Annotated in this window: 14 protein-coding genes and 1 riboswitch; of the genes, 3 read left to right on the plus strand and 11 right to left on the minus strand. The window is 69.2% G+C overall.

All coding sequences use genetic code 11. The annotated features are described in order from the left end of the window. Positions 1–177 precede the first annotated feature (177 nt). Both ACWC94_RS13465 and ACWC94_RS13470 read right to left on the minus strand, forming a co-directional pair. Complete coding sequence (locus ACWC94_RS13465) at positions 178–1,521, minus strand: NYN domain-containing protein (RefSeq protein WP_450796664.1); 1,344 nt, start codon at positions 1,519–1,521, stop codon at positions 178–180. A 45-nt stretch (positions 1,522–1,566) separates the two neighbouring features. Next, positions 1,567–1,806, minus strand: coding sequence for a hypothetical protein (locus ACWC94_RS13470; protein WP_029382693.1), 240 nt, complete (start codon positions 1,804–1,806; stop codon positions 1,567–1,569). A gap of 153 nt (positions 1,807–1,959) precedes the next feature. On the opposite strand from ACWC94_RS13470, the gene ACWC94_RS13475 reads away from it, so the two are divergent. Both ACWC94_RS13475 and ACWC94_RS13480 read left to right on the plus strand, forming a co-directional pair. Then, the gene (locus ACWC94_RS13475) at positions 1,960–2,703 is read left to right on the plus strand and encodes a rhomboid family intramembrane serine protease (RefSeq protein WP_450796665.1); all 744 of its coding nucleotides are present in this window, start codon (positions 1,960–1,962) and stop codon (positions 2,701–2,703) included. After that, entirely contained in the window at positions 2,700–2,981 is a 282-nt protein-coding gene (locus ACWC94_RS13480) for an Lrp/AsnC family transcriptional regulator (protein WP_450796666.1), read from the plus strand. The genes ACWC94_RS13475 and ACWC94_RS13480 overlap by 4 nt, the downstream gene beginning before the upstream one ends. A gap of 574 nt (positions 2,982–3,555) precedes the next feature. Here ACWC94_RS13480 and ACWC94_RS13485 read toward each other — a convergent pair. The 6 genes from ACWC94_RS13485 to ctaE form a co-directional block, all read right to left on the minus strand. Further along, positions 3,556–4,932: an aminotransferase class V-fold PLP-dependent enzyme gene (locus ACWC94_RS13485; RefSeq protein WP_450796667.1), complete on the minus strand. Its 1,377-nt coding sequence runs from the start codon at positions 4,930–4,932 to the stop codon at positions 3,556–3,558. 159 nt (positions 4,933–5,091) lie between these two features. Continuing rightward, positions 5,092–5,208, minus strand: a riboswitch (SAM riboswitch). Positions 5,209–5,282: 74 nt separating this feature from the next. Continuing rightward, on the minus strand, positions 5,283–6,347 hold the full coding sequence (gene trpD, locus ACWC94_RS13490) for an anthranilate phosphoribosyltransferase (RefSeq protein WP_450796668.1): 1,065 nt from the start codon (positions 6,345–6,347) through the stop codon (positions 5,283–5,285). Positions 6,348–6,465: 118 nt separating this feature from the next. Next, complete coding sequence (qcrB, locus tag ACWC94_RS13495) at positions 6,466–8,103, minus strand: cytochrome bc1 complex cytochrome b subunit (RefSeq protein ID WP_450796669.1); 1,638 nt, start codon at positions 8,101–8,103, stop codon at positions 6,466–6,468. Further along, positions 8,100–9,158: a cytochrome bc1 complex Rieske iron-sulfur subunit gene (gene qcrA / locus ACWC94_RS13500; RefSeq protein WP_450796670.1), complete on the minus strand. Its 1,059-nt coding sequence runs from the start codon at positions 9,156–9,158 to the stop codon at positions 8,100–8,102. The genes qcrB and qcrA overlap by 4 nt, the downstream gene beginning before the upstream one ends. Next, positions 9,155–9,967: a cytochrome bc1 complex diheme cytochrome c subunit gene (gene qcrC, locus ACWC94_RS13505; RefSeq protein WP_450796671.1), complete on the minus strand. Its 813-nt coding sequence runs from the start codon at positions 9,965–9,967 to the stop codon at positions 9,155–9,157. Before qcrC ends, qcrA begins: the two co-directional genes overlap by 4 nt. Positions 9,968–10,029: 62 nt before the next feature. Next, positions 10,030–10,650, minus strand: coding sequence for an aa3-type cytochrome oxidase subunit III (ctaE, locus tag ACWC94_RS13510; protein WP_030616646.1), 621 nt, complete (start codon positions 10,648–10,650; stop codon positions 10,030–10,032). Positions 10,651–10,816: 166 nt separating this feature from the next. Here ctaE and ACWC94_RS13515 point away from each other — a divergent pair, with 166 nt between their 5' ends. After that, a complete protein-coding gene (locus ACWC94_RS13515; RefSeq protein WP_450796672.1) occupies positions 10,817–11,218 on the plus strand; it encodes a hypothetical protein in 402 nt (133 codons plus the stop codon). Positions 11,219–11,322: 104 nt separating this feature from the next. Here ACWC94_RS13515 and ACWC94_RS13520 read toward each other — a convergent pair whose 3' ends face one another. The 3 genes from ACWC94_RS13520 to ACWC94_RS13530 form a co-directional block, all read right to left on the minus strand. Beyond that, positions 11,323–12,582: an Ig-like domain-containing protein gene (locus ACWC94_RS13520; protein WP_450796673.1), complete on the minus strand. Its 1,260-nt coding sequence runs from the start codon at positions 12,580–12,582 to the stop codon at positions 11,323–11,325. A gap of 133 nt (positions 12,583–12,715) precedes the next feature. Continuing rightward, a complete protein-coding gene (locus ACWC94_RS13525; RefSeq protein WP_031166647.1) occupies positions 12,716–13,114 on the minus strand; it encodes a cytochrome c oxidase subunit 4 in 399 nt (132 codons plus the stop codon). Next, on the minus strand, positions 13,111–14,334 hold a 1,224-nt coding region (locus ACWC94_RS13530; RefSeq protein ID WP_450796674.1), incomplete at its 5' end, for a cytochrome c oxidase subunit I. The genes ACWC94_RS13530 and ACWC94_RS13525, both read right to left, overlap by 4 nt.

A 14,334-nucleotide genomic window follows, 5' to 3' on the forward strand; every position in this document is an offset into this window, starting at 1 on the left:
TCGGAGGTTCGAGCCCAGACCCTAGTGACCCAGTTGTGATCAGTTCAAATCCTCTCACCAGAAAATCCCATCACGCAATGCATTCTTTGCACAGAACTCACATGGGGTGATGCGCGGTTGACACTACGTTGCGTGAAGATCCGGCCAATTCGGGCATTGTGTATGCCCGTTGGACCTTCAGGACAGTCGCTTGAGAAGCACCGCAGACGCGACGGGTCGGGCACCGGCCTTGGCGACCCCGTCGGCCACCTCCCGGTCGGTGGAGGCGACGATGACCGGACGGCCCGGCGGCTCCGCGCGCACGAGCTGCCGGATCAGCTCGTCGGCCGTCACCCCCGGCTTCGAGAACAGCACCCTGACCCCGCGCGGCGGCGCGAGCAGCACCGGGGCGGCCAGTTCGGCGCCGTCGAAGACACACGTCACCTCGGCGCCGGTCTGGGCGGCGAGCGCCGACAGCTGGCCGAGCAGCCTGAGCCGCTGCTTCTCCAGCGGCATCTGCGGATAGCCGGTCTTGGTGACGTTGTAGCCGTCGACCACCAGATGCGCCTGCGGCAGCGCGAGCAACTGGTCGAGGATGGCCGGATCGTGCTCGGACAGGGCGCGGGCCGCGATGTCCTTCGGGGTCATTCGTCCCGGTTCGACCGCGTCGACCGTCTCGGCCGGCCGCACGGACACCGGAGGCAGGGCGAGTTCCCGGCGCAGCCCCTGGGTGGCCTCCAGCAGGGTGTCCAGCAGCAGCCGCACCCGCATGTCCTCCACACTGCGGCCCTCGCGGGCCGCGCGGCGGGTGGCCTCCAGCGCGGCCTCCGCCTCACCCAGGCGGGCCTTGAGCCGGCGGGACTCGCTCTCGGCGGCCGACACCTGCCGGTGCGCCTCCGTGCGCACGGCGTCCATCTCGGCCTGCGCCTTGCGCAGCGCGGCCTCGCCCCGCTTCACATCACTGAGGGCGGCGCGCAGCTTGCGGTGAAGTGATTCGGCTTCCTTCTTCGCCGACTCCAGCTCCGTGCGCAGCCGTTCGGTCTCGGCGCGGGTGTGGTCGCGGGCCTGGTCCAGCTCGGCGCGCAGCCGCTCCAGCTCGGCCCGGCTCTCCTCGTCCGCCCGCTCGGCGTCGGCGCGCTGGGCCTCCTCGCCCGCCGCGGTGACGAGCTTCACCCAGCCGGACGGGCGCAGTACATAGGCCGCGGCCGCCACGTCGAGCGGGTCCGCGGCCGGGGGCGGGGAGCCGGAGTCCAGAGCGCCGGCCAGTTCCGGCTGGGCCTCTCTGAACTTCTCCCCGATCCGCTGCCGGAACAGCGGATCGGTCTCCAGCGCCGACGCCATCGCGTTCCCGGCGAACTTCGCCCGGCGATTGGGGGCGAACCGGGCGTACTGCCGCAGCTGGGCGGGCAGTTCCACCATGGTCAGCCCGCCGAAGCCGTCCGAGACGATCTGTACGACCCGGCGGCGCACGCCGTCGGGCAGCGGACGGTCAAGCACCTCGGCGGTGCCGTCGCCCGGCCCCCCGCCTGTGGTCTCCACCATCCGTCACACCCCACTATGTCTGTTACTTCCCCGGGGCCGCTCCGCTCAGGAGCCGGCACCCGGCCTGTCCACGAGTTCCACCTGGTCCACCGCGTTGCACCAGCGGCAGCGCACCGACTCGATGGTCTCACTGACCACCTCGCGCTCCTCCACCGTCGGCTCGCCCGCCAGGTCGAGGTGGACGTACTCGACGACCTTCGAGGAACGCGTCACGTCGAACCGGGTGAGATTGCCGCACAGGGCGCAGCGCCATCGGGTCGTCGCGGTCGGCAGGGGAACCGTCATCGTGGCTGTCCGCTTCCTTCTCGTCTCGCTCCCGCGCCGCCGGCCGACGCGTGTGGCCGTAACCCTACGGCCTGCCGGGGACTCGCCGCCCGTCCGTTCACGGCGGCGAGGCGGTCTGTTGGCTTGCGTCCCGTTACGTCATGCTCTGTGTTCATGATCAGCGAGTGGAGCTCGGCGGCCGGCAGGGCCCTCAGAGCGGTCCGGAGCGCACCGGCACCCATGACATACGCCCTCATCGGCCTGTGCTGTCTGCTCTTCGCCCTGGGCCCGGCCTCGGGCCTCACCCCGGGATACGGCTCCGGGGACGTGCTGCTCGCCGCGCAGCGGGCGTACTTCCGGCGCTGGGGCGTGGTGCCGGCCGAGCTGTTCGGCAGACCGGCACGTGCGGCCCTCACTCCGGCCACGGCCCTGTTCGTGCACGGCAGCTGGGTGCATCTGCTCGGCAACATGCTCTTCCTCTTCGTCTTCGGCGTGATGACCGAGGAACGGATGGGCCGGGTCGAGTTCACCCTCTTCTACATCGGCTGCGGCTACCTGGCCCTGCTGGGCTACGCGGCCGCCAACGCCGCCTCCGAGCAGTCGCTGGTCGGCGCGTCCGGGGCGATCTCGGCGGTCCTCGGAGCGTTCCTCTACCTGTTCCCACGCGCCCGCGTGACCAGTCTTCTCCCCTTCCTGTTCTTCCTCCCGCTGCGGTTCCCGGCGTGGGTCGTGCTGCCGTTCTGGGCGGCGCTGCAGTGGGCGGCGGCACGGCAGGCCTCCAACGGCCCCGGGGTGGCGTATCTGGCCCACCTGGTCGGCTTCGGTCTGGGCTTCGGCTACGCATGGGTGCGCTACGGCCGTACAGCTAGAGTGAGGTCCGCCCCAGCTCCGGCACCCGAGGGAGAGAACCAGCCGTGATCACCGCGATCGTCCTCATCAAGACCAGCGTGGACCGGATCCCCGAGATCGCGGAACAGATCGCCGCGCTGGAGAGCGTCAGCGAGGTCTTCTCGGTCACCGGCACCTACGACCTGATCGCCATGGTCCGGGTCGGCCGGCACGAGGACCTGGCCGAGGTCATCCCCGGCCGGATCAGCAAGATCCCCGGCGTGGAGGCCACCGACACGCACGTCGCGTTCCGCACGTACTCCCAGCACGACCTGGAGGCCGCGTTCTCGATCGGCCTGGACAACTAGGCCCTGTCGTTTGGATCATCCCGGCGTCGCAGGGTCTGGCACGCACAACTGCCGCGTTGTCGGATCCCCCGGGTACGCCCGGTACGCGGGTGGCGGTCCACCGAGTGCTGCCATCGGCGCCCCGCCCGCGCGGTCCGCCCGCGTCCGCGCCGCCGGAGGAAACGAGCGCCTCGCCGCCGGGCAGGACGGTCCCGCGCCGGGGTGCGGGACGTCGTCGGAGGTGCCGGCGTGGGCGACGGCCCGTCCCGGGCAGCGCGCGGCAGAGGCCGTCCGGGACGCCGAGGCCGCCGACGGCGTGCCGTCGCGCCGGCGGCGCAGGGCGGCGGACGAGCCGGCTCCGCCGACGGCGGGGAACGCGCGCTCCTCCTGCGGCATCGGCGTGCCGCCGCCGGCCCTCTCCGTCCTCCCGGCCGGTCGCAGTCGCGCCGGCCGGGGCGGGTGCGGAGACCGGCCGCCGCGGACATCTCCGCCGCACCGGCCACTCAGCAGCGGGTGCCCGCGCGGACGGGCCGCCACTGACCGCCGGCGCCGGCCCGCGCGGCGGGGTCACCTACCGATCAGGCCGCGCTCCGGCTCAGACCGCCGGGACGCAGCGGCCGTCCTCTGTCCGGTACGTCCACTTCGCGCCCTCGGTCACCAGTTCCCTGACCGCGGTGACGAAGCGCTCGACGTGTTCGTCGGGGGTGCCCGCGCCGAAGCTGACACGGATGGCGTTGAGGGACTTCTCGCCCGGGGCGGCCTCGGGGGCGCCGCATTCGCCCTGGGTCTGGGGGTCGCCGCCGAGGAGGGTGCGCACCAGGGGGTGGGCGCAGAAGAGGCCGTCGCGGACGCCGATGCCGTACTCGGCGGAGAGCGCCGCGGCGAAGTGGGAGCTGTTCCAGCCCTCGACGACGAAGGAGATGACGCCGACGCGCGGGGCGTCGTCGCCGAAGAGGGACAACACCTTCACCTGCGGGATCTCGGCGAGGCCCGCGCGGACCCGGGCGATCAGGTGCTGTTCGCGGGCGACCAGGGTGTCCCAGCCGGCCTCGGTGAGCGCCTTGCAGGCCGATGCGATGGAGTAGGCGCCGATCACGTTGGGCGACCCCGCTTCATGCCGCGCGGCGCTCTCGTGCCACTCCACGTCCACACCGCCGTCCTGACGCCGGGTCACCTTGCGGCTGGCACCGCCGCCCGCGAGGTACGGCTCTGCCGCACGCAGCCAGTCGGCGCGGCCGGCCAGGACACCGGAGCCGAAGGGGGCGTACAGCTTGTGACCCGAGAAGGCGATCCAGTCGACGTCCAGGTCGCGGACGGACACGGGGTGGTGCGGGGCCAGTTGGGCGGCGTCCAGGACGATGCGGGCGCCGTGCGCGTGCGCCGCCGCCGCCAGTTCGCGGACCGGCCACAGCTCACCGGTGACGTTGGAGGCGCCGGTGACACAGACCAGGGCCGGGCCGTAGCCCCCTTCAACGGACACGGTGCGGTCGGCGAGGGCGCGCTCCAGGGTCTCGACGGCCTGCCGCGGGGTGCGCGGGGCGTCGAGGCAGGTGACCTTCGCGTCCTGCCAGGGCAGCAGGGAGGCGTGGTGCTCGGTCTCGAAGACGAAGACCTGGCAGTCGGCGGGGAGGGCACGGGCCAGCAGGTTCAGGGAGTCGGTGGTGGACCGGGTGAAGATCAGCTGGTCGTCGGTCCGGCAGTCCAGGAACTCCGAGACCGTCCTGCGGGCGTTCTCGAACAGGTCGGTGGAGAGCTGGGAGAGGTAGCCGGCGCCCCGGTGGACGCTGCCGTAGTAGGGGGCGTAGGCCGCCACGTCGTCCCAGACGCGCTGGAGGGCGGGGGCGCTGGCCGCGTAGTCGAGGGCCGCGTAGGTGACCTCGCCACCGGTGACGAGCGGGACGGTGACATCCCTGCCCAGAACGGGCAGAGGCGCACAAACGGACTGGTCGGCGGCAGCGGTGAAGACGGACATGGGGAACTCCCGTGAGGAACGTACGCCCCGGGGCGTACGAAGAAGAGAAAAAGGGTGTGCGGAGGCGGGGCTCGGCGGCCCTATCGCATTCGCTTGCTCACGGAAGACTCCCTCGGACGACCAGGACCCCTGGCCCCACACTTCTCCAAGCGTGCGAGGGGTCCGCGCTTGCCGTAGACCTCGCTGCCTACGGCCTGGTCCTCACCCGGGGCACCCCGCCACGGACGGAGGGTTGCCGGACAGTCGGCCGGGGCCTCATGACTGTCACTCATGACCTGCTCAGGAACGTACGTGAAGTGATCGCGGTCCCGCAACCCGTGTCCGCATCGCGGGACCGCACCCTGCGTGTCTCAGGCGTTGCTGGCCGCCACCCAGCGATCCAGTGTCCGCTTCGCCGCACCGGAGTCGATCGACTCCGCCGCCCGGTCCATCCCGGCCCGCAGCTGCTCGGCCAGCGGCGCGTCCGTCGGCCGCAGCGCGACGAGCGCCGCCGCCGAGTTCAGCAGCACCGCGTCCCGCACGGCCCCCGTCTCACCGTCGAGCAGCCGGCGAGCGACCTCCGCGTTGTACGACGCGTCCGCGCCGCGCAGGGCCTCCACGGGGACGAGGCCGAGGCCGACGTCCCTCGGGTCGAAGGACTCCTCGGCGACCTTGCCGTCCCGGACCACCCACACCCGTGAGGTGGCGGTCGTGGTCAGCTCGTCCAGACCGTCGTCGCCGCGGAAGACCAGGGAGGAGTTGCCGCGCTCGGCGAGGACACCGGCCACGATGGGCGCCATCCGGGGGTCCGCCACGCCGACGGCCTGGGACCGCACCTTCGCGGGGTTGGTCAGCGGGCCGAGCACGTTGAAGGTCGTGCGGATGCCCAACTGGCCGCGTGCCGCGGCCACATGGCGCAGCGCCGGGTGGAACTTCACCGCGAAGCAGAAGGTGATGCCGGCCTCTTCGGCGACCTGCGGGACCCGTTCCAGCGGGAGGTTCAGATTGACGCCCAGCTTCTCCAGCACGTCCGAGGCACCCGACGCCGAGGACGCGGCCCGGTTGCCGTGCTTGACGACCTTCGCCCCGGTGCCGGCGACGACGATCGACGACATCGTGGAGATGTTCACCGTCTTGGCACCGTCACCGCCCGTGCCGACGATGTCGACGGCCGGTCCCGGCACCTCGATCACGTTCGCGTGCTCGTACATCGCGCGCACGAGCCCGCTGATCTCCTCGACCGTCTCGCCCTTGGCACGCAGCGCCACGGCGAAGCCCGCGATCTGCGCGTCCGTCGCCTCTCCGCGCATGATCCGGTCCATGGCCCATGCCGTGGCGTCCGCGCTCTGGTCGCGGCCCTCCAGCAGGGCGTTCAGTACCGCGGGCCAGGAACGGCCCGCCGCGGTGTCGCCTCCAGCGGGGGTCACAGCGCTCATCAGCCGCTCCTGGTGTCGTAAGAACAGTGTGTTCCCACCCTATCCAGCCGCGGGCACGGCGAAGGGCCCCGTCCGCAACCCGGACGGGGCCCCTCGGTGTGGCGTGGCGACGCGGGGATCAGTGGTGGCCGTGGCCGCTCGTGATCTCCTTGTACTCCTCGACGGTCGGCTTCGGGATCTGGTTGTCGTCGCCGTAGTAGGCGTTGGACAGCTTCACCCGGAGCTTCTCCGAGGCCTTGACCTTGCGCTCGACACCGTTCTCGTCGACCGTCGGGCCGATCTCGGCCGGCTCGTACTGGTGGTGGGCCGTGAGGGTGTGCAGCTGCTCCTGGCTGAGCGGCTCGTGCACCTCGATGAACTCACCGTGCGGCAGGCGCTTGATGATGCCGGTCTCGCGGCCGTGCAGCACCTTGTCGCGGTCGCGGCGCTGCAGGCCGAGGCAGATCCGCTTGGTGACGATGAACGCGACGACCGGTCCGACGAAGAAGCCGATCCGGACGAACCAGGTGACGGCGTTGATCGACAGGTGGAAGTGGGTGGCCCACAGGTCGTTGCCACCGCCGACCAGGCCGATCATGTAGACCGTCACCCAGGCGACACCGAACGCGGTACGGGTCGGGGCGTTGCGCGGGCGGTCCAGGATGTGGTGCTCGCTCTTGTCGCCGGTGACCCAGGACTCGATGAACGGGTAGACCGCGATCGCCGCCAGGACGAGACCGAAGAGGACCAGCGGGATGAACACACCCAGGACGAGCGTGTGACCCCAGAGGTTGATCTCCCAGCCCGGCATGTAGCGGACCAGACCCTCGGCGAAGCCCATGTACCAGTCGGGCTGGGCGCCGGTGGACACCTGGTCCGGACGGTAGGGGCCCATGGCCCAGATCGGGTTGATCTGGGCGACCGCCGCGATGGCCGCGATGACACCGAAGACCAGGAAGAAGAAGCCTCCGGCCTTGGCCATGTAGACCGGCAGCAGCGGCATGCCGACGACGTTCTTCTCGCTCTTTCCGGGACCCGCGAACTGCGTGTGCTTGTGGTAGAAGACCAGGATCAGGTGCGCCACCATCAGGCCGAGCATGATGCCCGGCAGCAGCAGGATGTGGATCGAGTAGAACCGGGCGACGAAGTCGTGACCGGGGAACTCGCCGCCGAAGAGGAACATCGAGATGTACGTGCCGACGATCGGCATCGACAGGATCGCGCCCTCGGTGAAGCGGACACCGGTGCCGGAGAGCAGGTCGTCGGGGAGCGAGTAACCGGTGAAGCCGGTGAACATGCCGAGGACGAACAGCAGGAAGCCGAACAGCCAGTTGATCTCACGCGGCTTGCGGAACGCGCCGGTGAAGAACACGCGCATCATGTGCACGAACATGCCGGCGAGGAAGATCAGCGCGGCCCAGTGGTGGATCTGCCGGACGAGCAGACCACCGCGCACGTCGAAGGAGATGTGCAGGGTCGAGTTGAACGCCTCGGACATCAGCTGCCCCTGGAGCGGGACATAGCTGCCGTGGTACTCCACCTCGTTCATCGACGGGTGGAAGAACAGCGTCAGATAGACACCCGTCAGGATGATGATGATGAAGCTGTACAAGCACACTTCGCCCAACATGAACGACCAGTGGTCGGGGAAGATCTTGCGCATGTTGGCCTTGGCCAGGGAGTAGATCCCGAGCCGGCCGTCGGCCCAGTCGGCGATCCGCTCGCCGGCCGGTGCCTTCCCGCGAGAGCGGGGCGTTTCGTTCGCTGCAGTACTCATCCGCGCTCCCAGAATGCAGGACCGACGGGCTCCTCGAAGTCGCCGAGCGCCTGGAGGTAACCCTCACTGTCCACGCCGATGCGCAGCTGCGGCAGGGCGTGGCCGGCGGGGCCGAAGATCACTCGGGCGCCGTCGGAGAGGTCGAAGGTGGACTGGTGGCACGGGCACAGCACGTGGTGCGTCTGCTGCTCGTACAGCGAGATCGGGCAGCCGACGTGGGTGCAGATCTTGGAGAAGGCGACGATGCCCTCGTGCGACCAGTCGAGCTCTTGCTTGTCCTTGATGTTGCCCGGCTGCAGCCGGACGATCATCAGGGCCGCCTTGGCGATCTCGTTCTGGAAGTCCTCATCGGTATCCACCAGGCCGTCGGGCATGGCGAAGGTGAGGGAGCCGACGGCGACGTCCTCGGGACGCAGCGGCTGGTTGGTGTTCATGTTGATCAGGCGCTTGCCCTTGGCCCACAGCGTGTGCCGGAGCATGGTCCCGGGCTTCGGGCCCAGGCCGCCGAGCAGCATGACGCCGGAGAGCGGCACCAGGGCCATCGCGCCGAACATGGTGTTGCGGATCAGCTTGCGGCGGCCGATCGCCGACTCCTTGGCACCCTCGCGGAAGTCCGCGTGGACCTTCGCGCGGACCTCGGGCGAGGCCTCGATCGGGTGCCGCTCGTCGGCGACCTCCACGTCGGACATCAGGGTGCGGGCCCAGTGGACCGCGCCCGCGCCGATGCAGAACAGCGCCGCGCCGAGGGTCAGACCCAGCGCGAAGTTCAGCGCGTTGATGTGCCCGATCGGGAAGACGAAGATCGCCTTGTCGTGCGGGATCGCGAAGTACGCGGCGATGAAGCCGATGGTGGCCAGCATCGACACCGTGAACAGCAGGGCGACCATGCGCTCGGACCGCCTGGCGGCCCGCTCGTCGATGTCCTGGATCCGGTGCTCGTGAGGCGGCAGCCCCGGGTCCGCGAACGGGTTCTCCTCGTCCGCGATCCCTACCGCGCCGTGCGCGTGGCCCTGCTCAGCGGGCAGGTTCTCTTCTGGAATGTCTTGGCTACTCATGACTTCTTGGCCTTTGCGGTCCGAGCGGCGACCCAGACGGCGACCGCGATCAGCGCGCCGAGGCCGAAGATCCAGGCGAACAGACCCTCACTGACCGGCCCGAGGCCGCCCAGCTCCAGACCGCCCGGGTTCTCCGTCTGGCTGCCGTTGACCGCGTTCAGGTACGCGATGATGTCCTTCTTGTTCTTCTCCGACATCGTGGTGTCGGGGAAGGACGGCATGTTCTGCGGGCCCGTCTGCATGGCCTCGTAGATGTGCTTGGGCGCGACACCCTCCAGGCTCGGCGCGTACTTGCCCTTGGTCAGGGCACCGCCCTTGCCGGTGAAGTTGTGGCACTGCGCGCAGTTGGTGCGGAACAGCTCGCCGCCCCTGGCGATGTCCGCGCCGGCCGGGCCGTACTGCTCCTTGGTCGGCACGTTGGGGCCGGCGCCCAGCGAGGCGACGTACGCGGCGAGCTGGTCGATCTGCGTCTGGTTGTAGACGACCTTCTTGCGCGGGACCTGGGCGCCCTGCGAGGTGGCCGCGGGCATACGGCCGGTGCCGACCTGGAAGTCCACGGCCGCGGCACCCACGCCGACCAGGCTGGGCCCGTCGGAGGAACCCTGGCCACCGGTGCCGTGGCAGCTGGCGCAGCCGACCTCGTAGAGCTTCTTGCCCTCCTTGATGGTCAGGGACTGGGCGGAATCATCGGCCTGCGCCTTGCCCGCGGGCGCGAACGCGGCGTACAGCCCCCCAGTGGCCGCCAGCGCGAGGAGTAGGACGACGACCGCCGCCAGCGGATGGCGTCGTCGTACGGAGAGCTTTTTCACGGATTACCCCGGTGTCAGGATCTTCTGCGTCGGTGCTTCTGGATGTGCGGGAGCCGGTCCCGCTACTTGATCAGGTAGATCGTGGCGAAGAGGCCGATCCAGACCACATCGACGAAGTGCCAGTAGTAGGACACGACGATGGCGGCGGTCGCCTGCTCGTGGGTGAACCTCTTGGCCATGTACGTGCGGCCGAGGACCAGCAGGAAGGCGATGAGGCCGCCCGTCACGTGCAGGCCGTGGAAGCCGGTGGTCAGGTAGAACACCGAGCCGTACGGGTCGGAGGACAGCGAGATGCCGTCCTTCTTCACCAGCTCCGTGTACTCGTAGATCTGACCGCCGATGAAGATCGCACCCATGATGAAGGTGAGGATGAACCAGCCACGGAGCTTCTTCACATCGCCGCGCTCGGCCGCGAACACGCCGAGCTGGCAGGTGAGGGAGGAGAGCACCAGGATCGTGGTGTTCGTCGCGGAGAAGGGCACGTTCAGCGCGTGCGCCATCTCCTTCCAGTGGTCCGGTCCGGTCACCGACCGGAGGGTGAAGTACATCGCGAAGAGGGCCGCGAAGAACATCAGCTCGGAACTCAGCCAGATGATGGTTCCGACGCTGGTGAGGTTCGGCCGGTTGACCGACGGGTGCGCGTGCCCGGTTTCTACTGTCGTTGCTGTCGCCACGACCGACATTATGTCGGTCGCTTATCCCGCCCTCACTCCGGGGGGTGCCGTTCGGAGTGTTGCCCCCCGCCGAACCGGTGTTGACGTGGTGTTCATGGGGACTTCGACGGGAGTAAGCTCCGCCCGAACGGCCTTGTCCGTCCCGTCCGTACGACGCTGACGTCCCGGAGGAACAATGCAGCCGACCGCCACGGTGCTGGTCTACAGCGACGACTCCAACACCCGCGAGCAGGTACGGCTGGCCGCCGGCCGCAGGCCCGCTCCTGACGTCCCCCTGGTCGAGTTCCTGGAGTGCGCGACGCCCGAGGCGGTGCTGCGCGAGCTGGGCCACGGGGGCATCGACGTGTGCGTGCTGGACGGTGAGGCCGTGCCGATGGGGGGCATGGGGGTGTGCCGGCAGATCAAGGACGAGGTCTTCAACTGCCCGCCGGTGCTGTTGCTGATGGGGCGGCCGCAGGACGCGTGGCTGGCCACGTGGAGCCGTGCCGACGCCGCGGTGACCCTTCCGGTGGATCCGGTGGAGTTCGCCTCGGCGCTGGCTGCCCTGCTCCGGCAGAAGAGGCTGGTGGGCGCCTAGGAGCCCGGGGCGCGGGGTGCGGGGCCCGGTCCGTCGTGGCCCGCCGCGCCCGCGCGGCGCCAGCCGCATGCCGGACACGGCCCCGCACCCCTTCCGGGCGCTCCTCACACCGCCGTCGGCCGCAGGCGTACCGCGTCCGCCGGGGTCGGGCCGTCGGGGGTGCCGTTGGTCAGGGCGCTGCCGGTGAGCCACTTCTTCCAGTCGACGTTCCAGTCGCCGAAGCCGTTGCCGAAGGGTTCCATCGGGTCGCCGTTGGAGTTGACGACCCTGATGATGTCGCCCTCGTGGATGTGGTCGAAGAACCACTCGGCGTTGCCGGTGCTCATGCCCGTGCAGCCGTGGCTGACGTTCGCGTAGCCCTGTGAGCCCACGGACCAGGGTGCGGCGTGGACGTACTCGCCCGACCAGGTGACCCGGGTGGCGTAGTAGACCGGCAGGTCGTACGAGTCGGAACTGCCCTCGGCGATGCCGACGGTGACCCCGCGCATCCGTACGAAGTACTGCTTTTCCAGGACGACCTTGACGCCGTTGCGGGTCTCGTAGCCGGCCTTGCCGGTGGTGACGGGCACCTGGTTGATCACCTTGCCGTTCTCGAAGAACGTCAGCTGGTGCGCCGAGGCGTCCGTGACGGCCTCGATCCTCTCCCCCGTGGTGATCCTCAGCGGCTTGGACCTGCCGCCCCACAGCCGGTCGCTGATCCGGACGCCGTCCAGGTTGCTGTGCACCTGGATGGTGGCGTGGGTGGGCCAGAACTCCTTGGGGCGGTAGTGGAGCTCCTTGTTGCTCACCCAGTACCAGGAGCCCGGCACGGCCGGCGTGGAGTCCACCCTGAGGGCACGTTCCACGACGGCCCGCTGTGCCTTGTCCCTGACCTCCTGGTCGAGTTGGGCGGTGATGGGCTGTCCCACGCCGTACTGGCCCGCGTCCGGCCCGAAGGTGACGTTCAGACGCTTCTTGCCGCTGGGCTTGCTGGTGTCGAACGTGTAGACCTTGCGGCCCGGCGCGCCGTCGTCGTCCTCGGTACTCACCGTGACCGTGTAGTGGGCGTTGGCGGCCAGCGGGGAGGTGCTGTGCCAGCGGCTGCCGTCGGCGGTGAGTTCGCCCGTCACATACCGCCCTGTGGAGTCCTGGGCGGTGACGTCGGTGATGCGCCCCTCGTCGTCCACGGTGACCTCGAGGGGCTTGTCGGGGTCGGCCCGCTTGCCCGCGTCGGCGGGGCCGTTGAAGGAGATCAGGTCCGCCGCGTCGTACGGCTTGGCCGACAGGGGGTTGCCGTCCGAACCGCAGGCGGCGAAGCCCGCGCCGAGGACGGTCACCAGCAGGGCGCAGCTGACGACGGTGCGGGTCCGCGGAGTGTGGTTCATATGATCACGCTATGAGACGTCGACCTCACTGGCGCGGCAGGTAATCCGTACGAGTCATCGACACTACGGCAGACGCCGGAAGCCCGGACCCTCCTGATGGAGTGTCCGGGCTTCCGGCGTGCGCTCTCGTGTGCTACTGGGTGCGGTTCTCACCGTGGTAGTACTCGAACACCCAGCCGAACAGACCGATCACGATGAACGGGGCGGAGAAGTAGATCAGCCACCAGCCGACCGCGATGCTGAGGAAGGCGATCGCACCGCCGAAACCCAGCATGAGCGGCTGCCAGCTGTGCGGGCTGAAGAAGCCCAGCTCGCCCGCGTCGTCCGCGACATCGGCCTCCTTGTCGTCCTGGGCGCCCGCGTCGACCCGCCGGGCGGTGAAGCCCAGGTAGAAGCCGATCATGACGCTCAGGCCGAAGGCCAGGAAGAGCGCGGTGGTACCGGCCGGCTCCTTCGACCACACGCCATACACGATGGCCATGATCAGGATGAAGACGCTCAGCCAGATGAACATCCGACCCTGGATCTTCACTTGCCGGCCTCCTTGCTGCCCGCGATGGCGGTGCCGTGACCGGCGTACTCGAGCTGCTCGAGTGCGGCGATCTCAGGGTGGTGCAGGTCGAACGCCGGGGATTCGCTGCGGATCCGCGGCAGGGTGACGAAGTTGTGCCGCGGCGGCGGGCAGGACGTCGCCCACTCCAGGGAACGGCCGTAGCCCCACGGGTCGTCCACGTTCACCGGCTTGCCGTACTTGGCCGTCTTCCAGACGTTGTAGAGGAACGGCAGGATCGACAGGCCGAGCAGGAACGAGCTGATCGTCGAGATCGTGTTCAGCGCGGTGAAGCCGTCGGCCGCCAGGTAGTCGGCGTAGCGGCGCGGCATCCCCTCGGCACCCAGCCAGTGCTGGACCAGGAAGGTGCCGTGGAAGCCGACGAACAGCGTCCAGAAGGTGATCTTGCCGAGGCGCTCGTCGAGCATCTTGCCGGTCATCTTCGGCCACCAGAAGTGGAAGCCGGAGAACATGGCGAAGACGACCGTACCGAAGACCACGTAGTGGAAGTGGGCCACCACGAAGTACGAGTCGGAGACGTGGAAGTCCATCGGCGGCGAGGCCAGGATGACACCGGTCAGACCACCGAACGTGAAGGTGATCAGGAAGCCGACCGCCCAGAGCATCGGCGTCTCGAAGGACAGCGAGCCCTTCCACATGGTGCCGATCCAGTTGAAGAACTTCACACCGGTCGGTACCGCGATCAGGAAGGTCATGAAGGAGAAGAACGGCAGCAGGACACCGCCGGTGACGTACATGTGGTGCGCCCACACCGTCACGGACAGACCGGCGATCGCGACGGTCGCGGCGACCAGACCCATGTAGCCGAACATCGGCTTGCGGGAGAACACCGGGATGACTTCGCTGATGATGCCGAAGAACGGCAGGGCGATGATGTACACCTCTGGGTGTCCGAAGAACCAGAAGAGGTGCTGCCACAGTAGTGGCCCGCCGTTGGCGGCGTCGAAGACATGGGCGCCGAACTTGCGGTCCGCCTCCAGGGCGAACAGCGCGGCCGCCAGGACCGGGAAGGCGAGCAGGACCAGGACGGCGGTCAGCAGCACGTTCCACACGAAGATCGGCATGCGGAACATGGTCATGCCCGGAGCGCGCATGCAGATGATCGTGGTGATGAAGTTGACCGCGCCGAGGATGGTGCCGAAGCCGGAGAAGGCCAGACCCATGATCCACATGTCGGCGCC

The sequence above is a fragment of the Streptomyces sp. NPDC001135 genome (genome assembly GCF_053598395.1).

Coding starts and splice junctions, on each gene's coding strand:
- ACWC94_RS13465 (WP_450796664.1), bottom strand. CDS start 1,521: ATGGTGGAGACCACAGGCGGGGGGCCGGGCGACGGCACCGCCGAGGTG.
- ctaE (WP_030616646.1), bottom strand. CDS start 10,650: ATGTCGGTCGTGGCGACAGCAACGACAGTAGAAACCGGGCACGCGCAC.
- ACWC94_RS13470 (WP_029382693.1), bottom strand. CDS start 1,806: ATGACGGTTCCCCTGCCGACCGCGACGACCCGATGGCGCTGCGCCCTG.
- ACWC94_RS13520 (WP_450796673.1), bottom strand. CDS start 12,582: ATGAACCACACTCCGCGGACCCGCACCGTCGTCAGCTGCGCCCTGCTG.
- ACWC94_RS13485 (WP_450796667.1), bottom strand. CDS start 4,932: ATGTCCGTCTTCACCGCTGCCGCCGACCAGTCCGTTTGTGCGCCTCTG.
- ACWC94_RS13475 (WP_450796665.1), top strand. CDS start 1,960: ATGATCAGCGAGTGGAGCTCGGCGGCCGGCAGGGCCCTCAGAGCGGTC.
- ACWC94_RS13515 (WP_450796672.1), top strand. CDS start 10,817: ATGCAGCCGACCGCCACGGTGCTGGTCTACAGCGACGACTCCAACACC.
- trpD (WP_450796668.1), bottom strand. CDS start 6,347: ATGAGCGCTGTGACCCCCGCTGGAGGCGACACCGCGGCGGGCCGTTCC.
- qcrA (WP_450796670.1), bottom strand. CDS start 9,158: ATGAGTAGCCAAGACATTCCAGAAGAGAACCTGCCCGCTGAGCAGGGC.
- qcrB (WP_450796669.1), bottom strand. CDS start 8,103: ATGAGTACTGCAGCGAACGAAACGCCCCGCTCTCGCGGGAAGGCACCG.